At 60.0% G+C, this 15,721-nt stretch carries 17 protein-coding genes; 2 read left to right on the top strand and 15 right to left on the bottom strand.

Annotation, left to right across the window (positions count from 1 at the left end; genetic code table 11):
- Positions 1 to 52 precede the first annotated feature (52 nt).
- The 12 genes from GQR96_RS13680 to GQR96_RS13625 all read right to left on the bottom strand — a co-directional run bounded on the left by GQR96_RS13680 (position 53) and on the right by GQR96_RS13625 (position 11,877).
- Positions 53 to 586 carry an anti-virulence regulator CigR family protein gene (locus GQR96_RS13680; protein ID WP_032456187.1) on the bottom strand — a complete coding sequence of 178 codons (534 nt, stop codon included), beginning with the start codon at positions 584 to 586 and terminating at the stop codon, positions 53 to 55.
- A 367-nt stretch (positions 587 to 953) separates the two neighbouring features.
- The gene (locus tag GQR96_RS13675; RefSeq protein ID WP_069734140.1) at positions 954 to 1,925 is read right to left on the bottom strand and encodes an ABC transporter ATP-binding protein; all 972 of its coding nucleotides are present in this window, start codon (positions 1,923 to 1,925) and stop codon (positions 954 to 956) included.
- The gene (locus GQR96_RS13670) at positions 1,922 to 2,902 is read right to left on the bottom strand and encodes an ABC transporter ATP-binding protein (protein WP_069734141.1); all 981 of its coding nucleotides are present in this window, start codon (positions 2,900 to 2,902) and stop codon (positions 1,922 to 1,924) included. Before GQR96_RS13670 ends, GQR96_RS13675 begins: the two co-directional genes overlap by 4 nt.
- The gene (gene opp4C, locus GQR96_RS13665) at positions 2,899 to 3,849 is read right to left on the bottom strand and encodes an oligopeptide ABC transporter permease (protein WP_072500751.1); all 951 of its coding nucleotides are present in this window, start codon (positions 3,847 to 3,849) and stop codon (positions 2,899 to 2,901) included. The genes GQR96_RS13670 and opp4C overlap by 4 nt, the downstream gene beginning before the upstream one ends.
- The gene (locus GQR96_RS13660; RefSeq protein WP_004202926.1) at positions 3,846 to 4,805 is read right to left on the bottom strand and encodes an ABC transporter permease; all 960 of its coding nucleotides are present in this window, start codon (positions 4,803 to 4,805) and stop codon (positions 3,846 to 3,848) included. The genes opp4C and GQR96_RS13660 overlap by 4 nt, the downstream gene beginning before the upstream one ends.
- Before the next feature lie 44 nt (positions 4,806 to 4,849).
- Positions 4,850 to 6,553 (bottom strand): ABC transporter substrate-binding protein, encoded by a 1,704-nt coding sequence (locus GQR96_RS13655; RefSeq protein WP_004202925.1) that lies wholly within the window; start codon positions 6,551 to 6,553, stop codon positions 4,850 to 4,852.
- Between the two features lie 148 nt (positions 6,554 to 6,701).
- Entirely contained in the window at positions 6,702 to 7,745 is a 1,044-nt protein-coding gene (locus tag GQR96_RS13650) for a methionine ABC transporter ATP-binding protein (protein ID WP_017899540.1), read from the bottom strand.
- A gap of 52 nt (positions 7,746 to 7,797) precedes the next feature.
- A complete protein-coding gene (locus GQR96_RS13645) occupies positions 7,798 to 8,574 on the bottom strand; it encodes a MetQ/NlpA family ABC transporter substrate-binding protein (protein WP_004202923.1) in 777 nt (258 codons plus the stop codon).
- A gap of 31 nt (positions 8,575 to 8,605) precedes the next feature.
- Positions 8,606 to 9,280, bottom strand: a complete 675-nt coding sequence (locus tag GQR96_RS13640) for a methionine ABC transporter permease (protein ID WP_004202921.1) — start codon at positions 9,278 to 9,280, stop codon at positions 8,606 to 8,608.
- Between the two features lies 1 nt (position 9,281).
- A complete protein-coding gene (locus GQR96_RS13635) occupies positions 9,282 to 10,508 on the bottom strand; it encodes an SfnB family sulfur acquisition oxidoreductase (RefSeq protein WP_023318450.1) in 1,227 nt (408 codons plus the stop codon).
- 270 nt (positions 10,509 to 10,778) lie between these two features.
- On the bottom strand, positions 10,779 to 11,462 hold the full coding sequence (locus GQR96_RS13630) for a CatA-like O-acetyltransferase, family 1 (RefSeq protein ID WP_069734142.1): 684 nt from the start codon (positions 11,460 to 11,462) through the stop codon (positions 10,779 to 10,781).
- Between the two features lie 31 nt (positions 11,463 to 11,493).
- Positions 11,494 to 11,877, bottom strand: coding sequence for a VOC family protein (locus tag GQR96_RS13625; protein WP_004202917.1), 384 nt, complete (start codon positions 11,875 to 11,877; stop codon positions 11,494 to 11,496).
- A 90-nt stretch (positions 11,878 to 11,967) separates the two neighbouring features.
- On the opposite strand from GQR96_RS13625, the gene GQR96_RS13620 reads away from it, so the two are divergent.
- Positions 11,968 to 12,738, top strand: a complete 771-nt coding sequence (locus GQR96_RS13620) for a DeoR/GlpR family DNA-binding transcription regulator (protein WP_069734143.1) — start codon at positions 11,968 to 11,970, stop codon at positions 12,736 to 12,738.
- 3 nt (positions 12,739 to 12,741) lie between these two features.
- Here the strand turns inward: GQR96_RS13620 and GQR96_RS13615 are convergent, their stop codons facing one another.
- Positions 12,742 to 13,371: a LysE family translocator gene (locus GQR96_RS13615; RefSeq protein WP_023318448.1), complete on the bottom strand. Its 630-nt coding sequence runs from the start codon at positions 13,369 to 13,371 to the stop codon at positions 12,742 to 12,744.
- 249 nt (positions 13,372 to 13,620) lie between these two features.
- Between GQR96_RS13615 and GQR96_RS13610 the strand changes: the two genes are divergently transcribed.
- Complete coding sequence (locus tag GQR96_RS13610) at positions 13,621 to 14,256, top strand: carbonic anhydrase (protein WP_004202911.1); 636 nt, start codon at positions 13,621 to 13,623, stop codon at positions 14,254 to 14,256.
- 47 nt (positions 14,257 to 14,303) lie between these two features.
- Here GQR96_RS13610 and GQR96_RS13605 read toward each other — a convergent pair whose 3' ends face one another.
- Together GQR96_RS13605 and GQR96_RS13600 are read right to left on the bottom strand one after the other, a co-directional pair.
- Complete coding sequence (locus GQR96_RS13605) at positions 14,304 to 15,320, bottom strand: zinc-dependent alcohol dehydrogenase family protein (protein ID WP_023318447.1); 1,017 nt, start codon at positions 15,318 to 15,320, stop codon at positions 14,304 to 14,306.
- 152 nt (positions 15,321 to 15,472) lie between these two features.
- On the bottom strand, positions 15,473 to 15,682 hold the full coding sequence (locus GQR96_RS13600; protein WP_004202908.1) for a YdgH/BhsA/McbA-like domain containing protein: 210 nt from the start codon (positions 15,680 to 15,682) through the stop codon (positions 15,473 to 15,475).
- Between the last annotated feature and the right edge of the window lie 39 nt (positions 15,683 to 15,721).

Raw genomic sequence — 15,721 nt, 5'->3', positions numbered from 1 at the left:
CCAGGCACAAAAAAAGCCTCGCCGGAGCGAGGCTTTTTAATAAGCAGGTGAGTTAGTCAAACACACCGTTAATCACGGCGGTGACAATGGCAGTGCTCAGCGCTACCAGCACCAGGTCATCGCCGACCGCCCGCCATTCATAGCCCGGATAATAGGGCAGATCGTTAATCATAGAAGCTGGCAGGGTCTTTTTCGCGATACCCGGAGGGAGCGGTTTGCCGCGGGCGACATTTTTGGCGATACCCGGAGGCAGCGCCTGATAGCCGACCAGACCGTAGTTCACGGCCAGGGAGCGCGCCCGTGAGAAGCTAATATCGCTGTCAACGTGGTCGGGCTTGCCGTAGTTTTTGCGGTTGCCATGATCGTCAGTGGACTGACCTTTATTTTGTCCTTTATTACCATGGTCGCCGCTGTTACCGCTGTTACCATGATTGCCGCTATTGCCATGGTTACCACTGTTCCCGTGATTACCACCGCCGCCGCCGTTGCCATTGCCGTTACCCGGGTTGGCATAGGCCGGTGCCGCCATGACGGCGAGAGAAATAACCGCCGCCAGTGCTGTTTTAATAGTGCGACGCTTAAGCATGATCTTGATTCCTTAATGTGGAGTACACGCATAAAAAATAAGATAAAGCTATGCCTCAGGCAATCTCATGTTGTCTTATTTTTTGCCGGGGTTTCACGGGAAGGTGATGAAAGGATAGCGGGGCGCGGACAAGCAATTCCTTTGCTGCGTTTTGACAGACGGGCGACCGCGCCCCGCTAAATTTGTCGCCGGCAGGATCGCTCCCGGGCGTGTCGCAAAAAAATGCCCGAAGCCATCGGGCAAAAATGAACAAAAATATTACGCTTCATTCATAACGCGTCTCACAAGACGGAGCGGATAGTAAATCCTGGCGCCGCTGTGCACAATCGGCCGGTTGTTTAGAAATAAATAACCCCGCCGATCGCGCTCAGGACGCGACCCAATGGCAGGCGACCCGATGGCCAGGGGCCACTTCGCGCAGCGCCGGCGCTTCTCTGCGGCACCGCTCGCCGACCTGCGGGCAGCGGGATGAAAAGCGGCAGCCGGCGGGAGGATTGGTCGGATCCGGGATCTCGCCTTGCACCAGCGCCTGCGGTTCGCTGTGCGGGTCGAGGGTCGGCACCGCGGCTAGCAGAGCGCGGGTGTAGGGATGGAGGGGGCGGCTGAACAGCGCATCGCGGCTGGCGCTTTCCACCAGTTGCCCGAGATACATCACCGCCACATCGTCACATAAATGCTCCACCACCCCGAGGTCGTGGGAGATAAACAGAAACGTGACGCCGCGGTCGTCGCGCAGGTCGGAAAACAAATTGATGATCTGCGCCTGAATCGACACATCGAGGGCCGAGATGGGCTCATCGGCGACGATAAAATCCGGGTTGAGGATCAGCGCCCGGGCAATACCGATCCGCTGGCGCTGGCCGCCGGAAAACTGATGCGGAAAGCGGGCGTAGTGTTCCGGCGCCAGGCCGCAGATCTTCATCACGTCGATCACCCGGTCATAGAGCTCATCGCGGGTGCAGAGCTTGTGCTGCAGCATGGCTTCGCCTATCGCCTCGCCAATACGCAGCCGCGGGTTCAGCGAGCTGTAGGGATCCTGAAATACCAGCTGCATCCTCGGCCGTATGGCGCGCAGGGCAGGCGCGGTCAGGTCGGCCAGCTCCTGACCGTGAAATTTCACGCTGCCGGCGCTCTTCTCGTACAGGCCAAGCAGGGTTCGGCCGACGGTGGTTTTGCCGCTGCCGGACTCGCCCACCAGGCCAAAAATAGTGCCCGGACGGATGTTAAAGCTGACGCCGTCCACCGCGCGAAGCTCGCCGGTCTGCTGGCCAAAGAGGCCGTCGCGCAGCGGAAAATACTTCTTCAATCCATCCACTTCAATAACATAGCGATCGCTCATGCTGTCGCCTCCGCAAATTCGCTATAAAAGCAGGCGGCCCGCTGGCGCTCGCCGAGCAGCGGCGGAATCGCCTCCCGGCAGCGCGGCGTCGCCCGTTCGCAGCGCCCGGCAAAAGCGCAGCCCGCCGGCAGGGCAGCCAGATCCGGTACCTGACCGGGAATCGAGTACAGTCGCCGACGCCGCTCGCCCGGCACCGGGCGGGAGGCGATGAGCCCACGCGTATAAGGGTGCTGCGGATGGCGTAGCACCTCCGCCGTGGCGCCCTGTTCCACGATCCTCCCGGCATACATCACCACCACCTGTTCGGCCATCTGCGCGATCACCCCCAGGTCGTGGGTAATCAGCATCATCGCCATCTGGCTGGCCCGCGCCCGGTCCCGCAGCAGGCGCAGGATTTGCGCCTGCACGGTGACGTCCAGCGCGGTGGTCGGTTCGTCGGCAATCAGCAGTTTGGGCTGACAGCTCAGCGCCATGGCGATCATCAACCGCTGCAGCATGCCGCCGGATAGCTGGTGGGGGTAGCTGGCCATCAGGCTGTCGCCGCGCGCCAGGCCGACCTCGCTTAGCAGCCGGATAGCCAGCTGCCAGGCGGCTTTCGGCGTGGCGCCGAGGTGGCGGATCGCTGGTTCGCACAGCTGTTCGCCGATGGTCAACACCGGGTTCAGGGCCGACATCGGTTCCTGAAAGATCATGGCCAGCTGGTGGCCGCGCAGGTCGGCCATCTGTCTGGGGTTCAGCCGCAGCAGATCGCGGTCCGCGAAACGAATTTCGCCGCCGTCGATGCGTGCGGCCTGCGACGGCAGGAGGCCCATCAGCGCCATGGCGGTGACGCTTTTGCCGCAGCCGGACTCGCCCACCACGCCAACGGTTTGCCCGGCCTGAATCGTGAAAGAGACGTCCTGCACCGCGCGCACGCGATGACGTTCGCCAGCGAAAGAGACGGAGAGATGATTAAAAGAGACTAACGGTAGGGTCATTTCAGCCTCGGTTTCATATTGGGATCCATGGCGTCGCGCAGGCCATCGCCCAGCACGTTAATGGCGATCACGGTGAGAAAGATGGCGATCCCAGGCGGCATCCACAGCCAGGGACGGCGCTGGAAATCGATCAGGCTATTGGCGGCATCCATCATATTGCCCCACGACGGCGTTGGCGGCACCACGCCGAGGCCGAGATAGCTCAGCGCGGATTCGCTGAGAATGGCGTTGGCGACAGCCATGGTCGCCATCACCACCAGAATCGGAATGGTATTCGGCAGCAGATGGCCGAACAGCCGACGACGCGCCGACAGGCCCAGTACTTGGGTGGCCAGCATAAAATCGCGTTCGCGCAGGGAGAGACATTGCCCGCGCACCAGCCGCGCCAGTCGGGGCCACTCCAGCAGGCTGAGCATTACCACCACCATATAGATGCGCGAGTCCGGGGAAAAATCGAGCTCGGAAAGCATCGCCCCGGCGACAATCAACAGCGGCAATCCAGGGATGGTCATCACCAGGTCGGCCACGCGCATAATCACTCTGTCGGTTAACCCACCGACATAACCCGAGAGGGCGCCGAGCAGATAGCCGAGGAATACCGACATCACCATGGTCAGCAGGCCGATAATCAGCGAGATGCGCCCGGCCAGCAGCAGGCGGGTGTAGACATCGCGACCAAGGAAATCGGTCCCCAGCCAGTGTTCCGCCCCGGGCGGTTGGTTGATGCTCAGGGCGTCGGTGGCATCATCTTTCCACGGCGACCAGACGGGCCCCAGCACGCACCACACCGCCATTACGGCCAGCAGGATCAGGCAGAACATGGCTAGCCGGTTACGGCGCAGCTGTCGCCATCCCTGGCGCCAGGGAGAGGGGGTAATGTGCGCCAGCACCGGGATAGCCGCCTGCCGCTGACGGCGACGGGAAGCAAAGTAAGACAGGATCATCATGACCTCACCCGAATACGCGGATCGGCCCAGGCGTACAGCACGTCGGCGAGCAAATTACCGACTATCGTCAGCACCGCCAGAAACAGAGTAAACCCCATCAGCACCGGATAGTCGCGTGCGGCCAGCGAGTCGATATGGATGTGGCCTGCCCCCGGCCAGTTGAATACCTTTTCGGTAATGATCGCCCCGGAGAACAGCCCCGGCAGCTCAAAGCCCAGCAGGGTGATGATCGGCAGCAGGGCGTTGCGCAGCGCATGTTTAAGGATCACCGTGCGCTCATGCAACCCCTTGGCGCGGGCGGTACGGATAAAATCCATTTTCACCACGTCGAGCATACTGGCGCGCACATAGCGCGTCAGGCTGCCCGCCTGCAGCATCACCAGCGCCAGCACCGGCAGCGCCAGGTGGGCAGCCACTTGCAGCACATACTGCCAGCCGCTTTCGTCGCTGCCGGTATTGGTCATCCCGCCTACCGGCAGCCAGTGGAGATCGACGGCAAACCATTTAATCAGCAACAGGCAGAGGAAAAAGGTGGGGAATGACATGGCGGCAAACACCGCGACGCTCACCAGATGATCAAACCAGGAGCCAGGTCGCAGGGCCGACACCACGCCGACCGCCAGGCCAATGCCCCAGTAAAAGACCAGCGCGACGCTGGCCAGCAGAAAAGAGTTCCAGATGTACTGGTTGAGCAGCTGGCTGACCGGGATCTGATACTGCAGCGAAAAGCCTAAATCGCCGCGCAGAAGCTGTCCCAGCCAGTGGAGATAGCGGGTGAACAGCGGCTGGTCGAGGCCATAGATCGCCTTCAGCTCCGCAGCGCGGGCGGCGGTCAGGGTAATATTGCCATCGATAAAGTCGCCGGGGGTTTTGGCAAACAGCATAAAAATAATGAACGAGGCCAGCAGTAGCATCGGCAGCGTTTGCAGCAGGCGCCTCAGGATGAAATTTTTCATGACGATCTCGCATCAGCCGCCGGTTAACCCGGCGGCCAGGGGATTTACTTAACGATTTTCACATCCGGCAGGCTGCCGGTCAGGCCGTTGTAGATATCCGGTTTAAAGCCGGTGACGCGGGCGCTGCTGGCGGAAAGGATGTTGCGATAGCCGAGCAGGATCACCGGCGGATCGTCGGCCAGCACTTTATACAGCTGGTGATAGATCGGCTTGCGCTTTTCGATGTCGAGCACCGCGTTGCCGGCGTTAATCAGCTTATCGACCTCCGCGTTGTGGTAGCCGGACTCTTTAGCTTCGCTGCTGTAGAAATCCCATACCCCGTCGTGCGGGTCGTTGAGAGTGCTGGTGCTGAACGAGGCGAGATCGTAATTTCCGGCTTTGCGCTGCGCCATCAGAGCGTTGAAATCCACCACCTGCGGCTTAAGCAGCACGCCGATCTGCCGCCAGTTCTCTTTGGCGATGGGGATCAACGCATCGTTGAGCACCTTCTTGCTCACCAGCAGGGTTAGCTCCAGGCGTTGGCCCTCTTTGACGCGGATACCGTCGGCGCCAGCTTTCCAGCCGGCCTCATCCAGCAGCTTTTTCGCCTGCGCCGGATCGTAATGGTAAGGATTGACGCCTTCTGCGTTAAAGGCCCAGGAGATCGGGGCGATCGGCTCGATGGCGACTTTGCCGTACCCCTGGTAGACCACGTCGATCAGCTTCTGCCGGTCCAGGCCGTAAATCAGCGCCTGGCGCACCCGCTTATCCTGCAGCGCCGGACGATGAACGTTGAATTCCACCTGGCTGTAGTCGCTGGAGCCGTAAAGATTAATGTTGGCGAAGCCGAGCATCTTCAGCTGTTCGATATCGTCAGGACGCGAGGTAAAGGCGTCGTAGTCGGTCTCCCCGGTCTGGAACAACTGGAAGTTGGTCGACGGATTGGTCACGCGATAGATAAAGCGCGGCGTTGGCGGCGTCCCACGGTAAAAATGGCTATTGGCATGGAAGCGAATTTCCTGACCGGGAATATAGGTATCGTACACGTAAGGGCCGTTGCCCAGCGGCTTGCCGTGCAGTGAGCGCAGATAGTCGAGATGTCCCCGTTGATATCCTTTGCCGTACCAGGCTTTCGACAGCACTGGCCCGCCAATTTTGGCCAGCGTGGTGGCGCCTGGCTGGGTGGTGGTCACCTGAAGAGTGAGCGGGTCGATGACCTTCAGGCCGCTGACGCTGTCAGCCTTGCCGGCTTTGTATTCTGCGCCGCCAGCGATATTGGCCAGGGTGATGTCGGTATCGCCATCATATTTGGGGTCGAGCAGGACCGTCAGGGTAAAGGCGACATCTTCCGCCGTCAGCGGTGAACCATCGCTGAAGGTCAGACCAGGGCGCAATTTAATGGTATAGACTTTACTGTCCGGGCTGACCGTCCAGCTCTCCGCCAGCCCCGGGACCAGCTTGCCCTGGCTGTCCCAGTCGATCAGGCGTGAAAAAATGACGTTCGTGACGTTCTCATCCCAGCCGTTGACGAAAAAGTAGGGGTTAAAGATCCCCTGCGGCTCGGAGATCCCGGCCACCACCGTGTCTTTACGCAGCTTGGCGCTGGCCGGGATCTGACTGGCGTCAGTGGCCGGGGTGATGCCTTCTTTCAGGAGACCCTCAGCAAAGACAGCAGAAGAAAATGCTACCACGCCGCCGAGCAGGGCCACTTTTAGCGCCAGGGCGAAGCGGGTTTTTTGGGTTTTTAATCCTTGTTGTAATCTGGACAAAAGTACTACCTCATCAAGTGATTGCGTGGTGATTTACAATTCATGACGAAAGATAAGAGGCGCACTTCGCCCTGTCTAACACTGAAACGCTATGATTTATAACCAATTATCCTTAGCAAAGGATCGGAAATATAATTCCATTCTATGGCTATGGCGCAGTGGTTTCCGCTGTCTGAAGAGGGTGGGTCAAAATGCTGTCCGCGACCCAGCCATCCTGCACCAGCGCGCTGGCGGCCAGCGGCCCGCTCAGCCGGACCTGCAGCTGGCCGATGACCCGGCCCTGGATACGCTCGCAGTTGCTGTACAGCAGGCGGGCGTCGCCCCCCAGCAGGCTGGCGATATGCTGCAGATTGGGTTCGCGACCGCTGCTGCCGTCAAACCGTAAGGTCACGATCTGCTCGCCGTCGCGCAGCGATGGCCTGGCCTCCGGGCGATCGGGGTGCTGCAGGCCGAGCATAGCGCGCGTCACCGGATGTTGCGGGTTGCCAAACACGCGCCAGACCTCCCCCTGTTCGACAATGCGTCCGCCTTCGAGCACGCTGACCCGATCGCAGAGGGTGCGAATAACCTCCATTTCGTGAGTGATCAGCACGATAGTTAGCCCCAGGCGCTGGTTAATCTCCTTCAGCAGGGTTAACACCGACAAGGTGTTTTCCGGATCCAGCGCCGAAGTTGCCTCATCGCACAGCAGAATTTCCGGTTGAGTGACCAGCGCCCGGGCGATGCCGGTTCGCTGTTTCTGGCCGCCGGAAAGGCGGGCAGGGTAGCTGTCGCGCAGGGCGCTGAGGCCCACCAGCTCAAGCATTTCCGTAACCCGCCGCTGACGTTCGCCGGCCGGGATGCCAGCCATCTTCAGCGGCAGCGCAATATTCTGCGCCACGGTTTTGGTGGCCATCAGATTAAAGTGCTGAAAAATCATCGCCACCCGCCGACGCAGGTCGCGCAGCTGGCGCGTGGAGTAGCGAACGGTCGACTCGCCGTGGATGAACATCTCGCCGCTATCGGCACTTTCCAGGCGATTAAACAGGCGCAGCAGGGTGGATTTTCCGGCGCCGCTGCGGCCGATGATGCCGAAAATTTCGCCCTGACGGATGGTCAGGTCAATGTCCTGTAGCGCCTGCACGCCGTTAGGATAGGCTTTGCTGATACCAGCAAACTCAATATGGATCGGTGGGGCGGGGATATGCGTCACGATGATGCGCTCCGTTTGCCCGGGCAGCGGCTGTCGCCGCTGCCCGCGGTGATTAAAATCCGGGTAAAATTTTGCCCTGATAACGCGTCAGAATGAACTGACGAACGGCGTCCGAATGCAGCGCTTGCGCCAGTTTCTGAATGCCCGGGTCCTGAATATTGTCCGGACGCGCCACCAGATATTCGACGTACAGATCGCTGCCTTTTTCCACCAGCAACGCTTTATCGGTGTCGATACCGGCCTCCAGCGCATAGTTGGCAAAGATAAAGGCGAGGTCGACCTGCTTCACCGCCCGCGCCAGCATGGCGCCCTCCAGTTCGCGGATTTTAAAGTGATGCGGGTTGCTGGTGATGTCCTTCGTTGCCGATTGCGGATTGTGCGGATCCTTGAGGGTAATCAGCCCGGCGTTGCTTAACATCACCAGCGCGCGTCCGGTGTTCACCGGATCGTTAGGAATGGCGATCGTCGCCCCGTCAGGCACCGCGGTGAGACTCGTGTATTTGCTGGAGTAGGCGCCGAAAGGTTCGATATGCACCCCGACCACCGGAATAAGGTTGGTATGCCGGGTCTGGTTGTAGTTATCGAGAAACGGACGGTACTGGTAGTAGTTAGCGTCGAGGTGTTTCTCCGCCAGCTGCTGATTGGGCTGTATAAAATCGTTAAATACTTTGATCTGTAAATCGACGCCTTCCTTTGCCAACACGGGCTTCACAAACTCCAGGATTTCCGCATGCGGTACCGGCGTGGCGCCGACGATCAGCGTCTCGTTAGCCATTGCTGTGGTGGAGAAGAGGGCCAGAAGTCCGGCGGCGATAATGGATTTTTTCATGATAGTGATTCCTGAAACCTGGAAGGGTAAGTTATTTGCGGCTGACGTAGCGCACCAGGCGGTCGCCGCTCATTTGCAGAAGCTGTACCAGCGCAATCAGCATCAGGACGGTGACCACCATCACGTCAGTCTGAAAGCGCTGATAACCAAAACGAATGGCCAGATCGCCCAGCCCACCGCCGCCAATCACCCCCGCCATCGAGGTGTAGTCGACCAGCAAAATGGCCGTCACGGTCACAGCGGCGATCAGCCCGGCCCGCGACTCCGGCAACAGCGTGTGCCAGATAAGCTGCCAGGTGCTGCCGCCCATCGACCAGCTGGCCTCCACCAGGCCGTGCTCCACCTCGCGCAGTGCGGTTTCCACCAGCCGGGCGAAGAACGGGGCGCAGCCGGCGACCAGCGGCGGAATGGTTCCTTCCACCCCCAGCGAGGTGCCGGTCAGCAACGTGGTCAACGGGATCATAACAATGAGTAAAATGATGAACGGCAGGGAGCGCAGCACGTTGACGCACAATGACAACAGGCGGTAAAGACGCGGGGCGTACAGCAAACGCGGCTCGCCGGTGAGATAGAGTACGATCCCCAGCGGAAGGCCCAGCAGCACGGTCCAGCCCAGCGACCAGGCCAGCATGGTGAGGGTATCGAGGGCGGCCTGGGCCACATCGCTCCAGTCGATTTGTGCGAAAAATGCCAGCAGACTCGTCATATCAGTTCCAGTCATGTCGTTGCGGACGAATACCGTTCAGCACCCAGTTTCCGAGCAGCTGATACTTCCAGCGTACCGGGTCGTGCAGGGTGTGCACCCGGGCATTGCGCCAGTGGCGGTCGAGGTTGAGCGACTCACCGGTAGCCCGCGTGCCCCCCAGCTCAAACAGGCGGCTGGCGGCCTCCAGCGCCACTTCAGTGGTCCAGATTTTGGCGCGGGCGACGGCCAGCGACGCCTCGGCGACATGTTCCTCACTGAGGTCATTTTTATAGCGGTCGAGCACCCGTCCGGCCCGCTCCAGCAGCGCGTCGGCAGCGGCAAGACGGCTATCCAGCTGACCGATATGGTAGATAGTCAGCGGGTCGTCACTGGCTCGCGCCACACCGGCGTCGATCCATGGTCGGGCGCTGTTGCGCACGAACGCCACGGTATCGTCCAGCGCCGCGCGGGCGATACCGGCGTCTATCGCCGCGGTGGTCAACTGGGCAAAGGGGCCGGCAAGGGTCGGGCTGGCGTAGGACTTCCACGTTGGGAAAAGGTGGAAGGGATTGACCGGAAGATTATCGGCCAGTACGGTGCCGCTGGCGGTAGTTCGCTGACCGAGGCACGCCCAGTCATCGACCACCGTCAGCCCCGGGCTGTTCTGTGGCACAAAGGCGAGCTGGGCGCGATCGTCAGCATCCAGCGCCAGAATGCCAATCCAGTGGGCATACAGTGATCCGGTGCAATAGCCTTTACGGCCAGTGATCCGCAGCCCCTCGGCGCCTTGCACGATACGGGTACGAATATCGAGGACCGTTTTCCCCCCGGTTTCCGACAGGGCATTGGCGAAGCGATAGCCTTGCAGTACCTGGGCGAAAAAGAACGCCTGCTGGTCGTCGCTGCCCTGCAGACGAATATCTTCCAGCAGGCAATAGTGGTTCTGGGGAATCTGACCTAACGATGGATCGGCCGCGGAAAGAATGGCAATGACCTGCGCCAGGGTCGCGGCCGAGACCTCGGCGCCGCCAAAGCGGCGCGGCACCGTAATACCCCACAGCCCGCTGTTGGAGTAGGTATTGACGATCTCCACCGGGACGATACCCGTGCGGTCGCGCTCGGCGGCGCCGGGTTTGAGCACGGCGGCGATCTCATCGGCGATGGCGAGGGCTTCCGCATCGCTGGCAATAATATGCGCCTGCGGCGAGGACTGGGTGTAAGGCAGAGCGGGTGAACTGGCTGACATCATCTTCTCTCTTATTCAGTGAATAGCTTATGCGTAAATTGGATAAATAAATTATTCATAATGCCCATGGGTTATATGTATGAGTAAGCAAAACACGTGCCAGCGAGAGAGGAAGGCAGGTTGGCGATATTTAGCGGGGTGGCTATGTCTGCTGACGGAGCGGACTGCTGCAAATGCAGCGCGCTTTTGCGCTGCCTGTTGCAAAGGCGACAGTTAGGGAAAAGCGACCTCCGGACAGAGGGAAGACTGCCCGGCGGTGAGTGTGGCGAGTTCTCAGCGATCCTTCGCCGTAGGGGGGAGCAGTGAGGGGGCGGTCGCGGTTAGCGGCTGCCAGAGCCGCTCGGGGTCACGAAACCCCGCTTCGACGAGGGCATAAAAGCGGCTGGCATGGAGACCATCGACGAAGGCATGGTTAAATCGCCCGGCTACCGGGATCACGCCGTTCTGCAGTTTCCCCCAGGTGAGCGCCGGAACCGCGGCGCCCACCGCGTATTCCGCATGGGTCATCGAAGTAAAGTGGAGCCACGGCAGACAGCTGGCGCAGATAAAATGTTCGCCATCGACGATGAGCGGCGCCGGCGGTGTCTCTCTTGCCGCGACGATCTTCGGCGTTGCCGCGGCGCTGAAGGCGGTGAACTCGGCAGCGTTGTCGCACCATACCTGGCGGAAGCCCTCCTCGACGGTCATCACCGGCGTCATGACCGCCAGGCTGTCATATTCAATCACCTCGCCATCGCGCACGCGCTGCCGGAGCTGCGGCACCCCGTTGGCCGCGCGCAGCAGGGCATAGAGCGCGAGCTGAAAAAATGAGACCCGCCGGTCCTTCGCACATTCGTACAGGCGCTGCGCCTCTATCGGAACGCAGAGATTAAAGCTGGGGTTGGCAAATTGTCGGTAAAAGGTGAAATGGTCCCGGCGGGGCCAGGCCGCGGTGTCGATGATCCGGTAACGTGCCATGGATGCCTCCTTATAGCTGGCGGTCTACTGACTATGCGACGATTTCAATCAGGTTGCCATCGGGATCGGCGATCACCGCCTCATAATAGCCGTCGCCGGTGGTGCGCGGGGGTGAAACCAGTATTCCCGCCGCTCCAGCGCGTTGGGCAAGGGCATCGACCTGTTCTGCGCCGCCCACCGAGAGGGCCAGATGCGCCCAGCCGGTATGGTTATTATCCGCGCTGGCCTGCTGCAGGCCAGGCTTGGTCATCAGCTCGATCACTACTTCGTCGTCGATGGTGACAAAATAGGAGGCAAATCCGGGGTTGGTCTGGCTGAGGTATTTTTCATTAATACTGGCGGCAAAGAACTCGACCCAGAAGCGGGCCTGAGCCTCAAGCTGTTGGGTCCACAGAGCGAAATGGGCAATTTTCATGGTAAACCTCCGGGCAGGAACATTGACAATCACAGCAGGGCAGACGATCATGCTTACTGTTGCTCGTTTATGATTATTTAAGGAGTTGATTTGCTCGATTATGCTGCTTTTCCCCAACAGCGACAAGCGCTGATTTGCCAGATCCTGCAGGAAAACGGCAGGGTGGTGTGTGCGGATCTGGCGGCGCGTCTTCAGGTGTCTGAACATACTATCCGCCGCGATCTGCATGAGCTTAGCCGCGAAGGCGTCTGTAAAAAAGTCTACGGCGGGGCGGTGTTGAGCCTGCCGGAAGCGGGAGACTACAGTGAACGGAAAGATAAAAACCGAGCAACAAAACTCAGGATCGCGCAGCAGTGCGCCCGGCTGGTGAAACCCGGCGGCACTATTTTCATTGATACCGGCACCGCCAATCTGGCGATGGCCGAGGCGCTGCCCGCCGAGCTTGCGCTGACGGTGGTGACGAACTCTCCGGAGATCGCCGCGGTGCTGGTGAAAAAGCCGCTCTACGACGTGGTGATGCTCGGCGGTCAGGTGCAGCGGGCGAGCGGGGGCTGCGTTGGGGCCGCGGCGGTGGCTCAGGTGCAGGGGATGTTATTCGACCAGGGGTTTATCGGCGGCTGCGCCATGGCGCCAGAGTCAGGCCTGACCGGTTTTGACTATGCCGACTGTGAGTTTAAGAAAGCGGTGATTAAGCAGTGCAGCGAAATTATCATCGGCCTGACCTCGGATAAAATTCCGGCGGTGGCGCGGTTCGTGGTGGCCGCGAGCAGCGATATCGATGTGCTGGTGGTGGAGGATAATATTAGTCGCGAATATCGCGTTGCCTTTCAGCAACACGATATCCGTATCCATACCGTGTAGCCGCTAGCGGGTGAGAGAGGTCGCGATAAGCCGCAGGCCCAGCGCCCCCAGCACCGTCGCGGTGGCGATATCGATTCGCCGCTTCAACCGCAGGTAGACCCGACGCGGGCGATCGGCGGAGAGCACCAGCGCCACCAGTGAATACCAGCTAACGTCAATCAGAAAACTCATCAGCGGCACGATGTAATAGAACGCGGTGGGGATCTGCGTCGGCAGCAGGGCGGTAAAAATCGAGGCAAACACCAGCGCGGTTTTGGGATTGCTCAGCTGGGTATACAGCCCGTCGCGGAAGGTCTTCAGCAACGAATGGTTGCCGGCCATGCCGCTGGCGGAAAAATCCATCGGCTGCGCCGAACCGCGGAAAATCTTATAGCCCAGCCACAACAGGTAGAGCCCGCCCGCTACTTTCAAGCCAATAAACAGCTCCGGCACCGCGGTGAGCACCTTCTGCAGGCCCAGCATCGCCATAATAGAAAAAATGGCGGCGCCCGCGCCGGTGCCGAGGGCGGTCACCAGACCGTGCAGGCGCGAGCGGGCGACCGCATTGCGCGCGACAAAAATAAAGCTCGGGCCGGGACTGATCACGCCCATGATCAGCACCGCGGCAATGGCCATCAGGCTGGATAAGAACATAGCAACTCCTGGTGTGTTCGCCGCCGTCAGGCGGTCGGCAACGTGGGGACGGTACGAGCAAACAGAGTAGCAAACTGGCTCAGGAAAGCACGTGAAAACCCTGTGGAATAGGCGAGGCTGAATGGGCATCCGCGGCGCGCGTTTTCTGCGCAACTGTTTGAATAACGATTCCCATTCTTGTCAGCAATGGTAAACTGAATAACTGTGATCTTTGTCATACCGTAATAACTACAGAGAAGAGACACTGCTATGCAACATATCATTGAGGGCTTCCTCAACTTCCAGAAAGAGATCTTCCCCCAGCGTAAAGAGCTCTTCCGCAGCCTGGCTTCCAGCCAGAATCCCAAAGCGCTTTTCATCTCCTGCTCTGACAGCCGTCTGGTGCCGGAACTGGTTACCCAGCAGGAGCCGGGACAGCTCTTTGTTATTCGTAATGCCGGGAATATCGTGCCGTCTTTCGGGCCGGAGCCGGGCGGTGTATCCGCGACCATTGAGTATGCCGTGGTTGCGCTGGGCGTGACTGATATCGTGATCTGCGGCCACTCAAACTGCGGGGCGATGAAAGCGATCGCCACCTGCCAGTGCCTGGAGCCGATGCCGGCGGTGTCTCACTGGCTGCGCTACGCTGATGCTGCGAAAGCGGTGGTGGAAAAGAAAACCTGGGCCAGCGAAACCGATAAGGTCAACGGCATGGTGCAGGAAAACGTCATCGCTCAGCTGAACAACATCAAAACCCACCCGTCGGTGGCCGTCGGCCTGCGCGACCATACCCTGCGCCTGCACGGCTGGTTCTACGACATTGAAAGCGGCGAGATTCAGGCGCTGGATAAAAACACGAAATCCTTTGTTTCGCTGTCGGACAATCCGGACGTCTTTTTCGAATAAAGCCGTTCCCAGGGCACGGAGGCCCTGTTCATCTCATCTCCTCACCCCTACCACTCCACGCAAATTTTGCCGAAATGGGCGCCGCTTTGCAGATAGCGGAAGGCGTCTGGTAAGGCCGCAAAATCAAACACTTTATCGATGACCGGCCGCGACGCCTGCAAGTTCAGCGCGTTGACGTAGTCCTGTTGTTGCCGGCGATGACCCACCACCAGCCCCTGCAGCCGGGCCTGTTTACTCATCAGCAGATGGGTGGGCACATGACCTTCGAAGCCAGTCAGGACGCCGATGAGGGCGATGTGTCCGCCAACACGGACGGCTTCGAACGACTGGCTCAGGGTGCCCGGTCCGCCGAGCTCGAGGATAATATCGGCCCCGCGATGACCGGTGATGTCCTGCACCGTAGCACCCCATGCCGGGGTGGTGCGGTAATTGATGAGATGGTCAGCCCCCAGGGCGCGCGCGCGGGCGAGCTTTTCATCTGATGAGGAGGTGACGATGACCTGCGCGCCCATGCTTTTCGCCAGCTGCAGGGCGGTTATCGACACGCCGCCGGTGCCGAGCGTCAGCACCGTATCGCCCGCTTTTAGCCGCCCCTCCACCACCAGCGCGCGCCAGGCGGTGAGGCCGGAGGTGGTGATAGTCGCCGCTTCCCTGAAGCTCCATCCGTCAGGCGCATGGGTAAAATGGCTGGCCGGTCTGACCACATACTGGCAGGCAAACCCCTCGGCGCCGTCGCCCGGGGTCTGGCTGAAGTCCTTCACCTGCGGGCCAGGACGGCCATCCAGCCACTGCGGGAAAAAGCCAGCCACCACCCGGTCGCCTGGCTGAAACTCGCTGACTCCGGCGCCAACCGCTTCGACCACCCCCGCGCCGTCCGCCATCAGGATCCGCCGATCGGCGGTGGGAATCACCCCCGTCGCTACCAGCAAATCGTGATAATTCAGGGAGGTGGCGTGGAGCGCTACGCGGATCTCGCCTGCCGCCGGCGCGCCGGGGTCGGCAAGATCGACAAGCTGCAGATTGTCCAGTGAACCGGGTTTGTTGACGATCCAGGCTTTCATCATCGGGTTCTCTTTTCCGGGGGATACGGTAAGTATTGGCCCGGAATTGGCTGAACGCCACAGCGCGCCGCTCAGGAAATCACTGCCCGGAGAAAGAGGCGAAAAAAAAGCGCCGTTTTTGACGGCGCTTTTTTCATTGCGAAAGAACGAAGAGATTATTTGCTCAGCTCAGCCGTCATATGGACGCGATTATTAAACTGGGCGCTGGTGATTTTATAGGACGCACCCTGCTCAGCGGCCTGGGCGGCGATTTTGGCTTCAGCACGGTCCAGGGTGGAGGCGGTGGCGCTGACGCTCTGGGCGAAGCTAACGGAAGAGAACAGTGACAGTGCAGCAACAGCAACGAAAGTTTTGATGGATTTCATGGTCGTATTCCTTAATCTGGTGTCTGATATAGGGCTTGT

The organism is Klebsiella sp. PCX (genome assembly GCF_021869705.1).
Lineage (GTDB): Bacteria > Pseudomonadota > Gammaproteobacteria > Enterobacterales > Enterobacteriaceae > Klebsiella > Klebsiella quasipneumoniae.
This window is presented reverse-complemented; position numbering and strand designations above follow the sequence as displayed.

Excerpts from the sequence above, each read along its gene's own strand:
- GQR96_RS13680 (WP_032456187.1), bottom strand. The coding sequence starts at position 586 with ATGCTTAAGCGTCGCACTATTAAAACAGCACTGGCGGCGGTTATTTCT.
- GQR96_RS13675 (WP_069734140.1), bottom strand. The coding sequence starts at position 1,925 with ATGAGCGATCGCTATGTTATTGAAGTGGATGGATTGAAGAAGTATTTT.
- GQR96_RS13670 (WP_069734141.1), bottom strand. The coding sequence starts at position 2,902 with ATGACCCTACCGTTAGTCTCTTTTAATCATCTCTCCGTCTCTTTCGCT.
- opp4C (WP_072500751.1), bottom strand. The coding sequence starts at position 3,849 with ATGATGATCCTGTCTTACTTTGCTTCCCGTCGCCGTCAGCGGCAGGCG.
- GQR96_RS13660 (WP_004202926.1), bottom strand. The coding sequence starts at position 4,805 with ATGAAAAATTTCATCCTGAGGCGCCTGCTGCAAACGCTGCCGATGCTA.
- GQR96_RS13645 (WP_004202923.1), bottom strand. The coding sequence starts at position 8,574 with ATGAAAAAATCCATTATCGCCGCCGGACTTCTGGCCCTCTTCTCCACC.
- GQR96_RS13640 (WP_004202921.1), bottom strand. The coding sequence starts at position 9,280 with ATGACGAGTCTGCTGGCATTTTTCGCACAAATCGACTGGAGCGATGTG.
- GQR96_RS13635 (WP_023318450.1), bottom strand. The coding sequence starts at position 10,508 with ATGATGTCAGCCAGTTCACCCGCTCTGCCTTACACCCAGTCCTCGCCG.
- GQR96_RS13630 (WP_069734142.1), bottom strand. The coding sequence starts at position 11,462 with ATGGCACGTTACCGGATCATCGACACCGCGGCCTGGCCCCGCCGGGAC.
- GQR96_RS13625 (WP_004202917.1), bottom strand. The coding sequence starts at position 11,877 with ATGAAAATTGCCCATTTCGCTCTGTGGACCCAACAGCTTGAGGCTCAG.
- GQR96_RS13615 (WP_023318448.1), bottom strand. The coding sequence starts at position 13,371 with ATGTTCTTATCCAGCCTGATGGCCATTGCCGCGGTGCTGATCATGGGC.
- GQR96_RS13610 (WP_004202911.1), top strand. The coding sequence starts at position 13,621 with ATGCAACATATCATTGAGGGCTTCCTCAACTTCCAGAAAGAGATCTTC.
- GQR96_RS13605 (WP_023318447.1), bottom strand. The coding sequence starts at position 15,320 with ATGATGAAAGCCTGGATCGTCAACAAACCCGGTTCACTGGACAATCTG.
- GQR96_RS13600 (WP_004202908.1), bottom strand. The coding sequence starts at position 15,682 with ATGAAATCCATCAAAACTTTCGTTGCTGTTGCTGCACTGTCACTGTTC.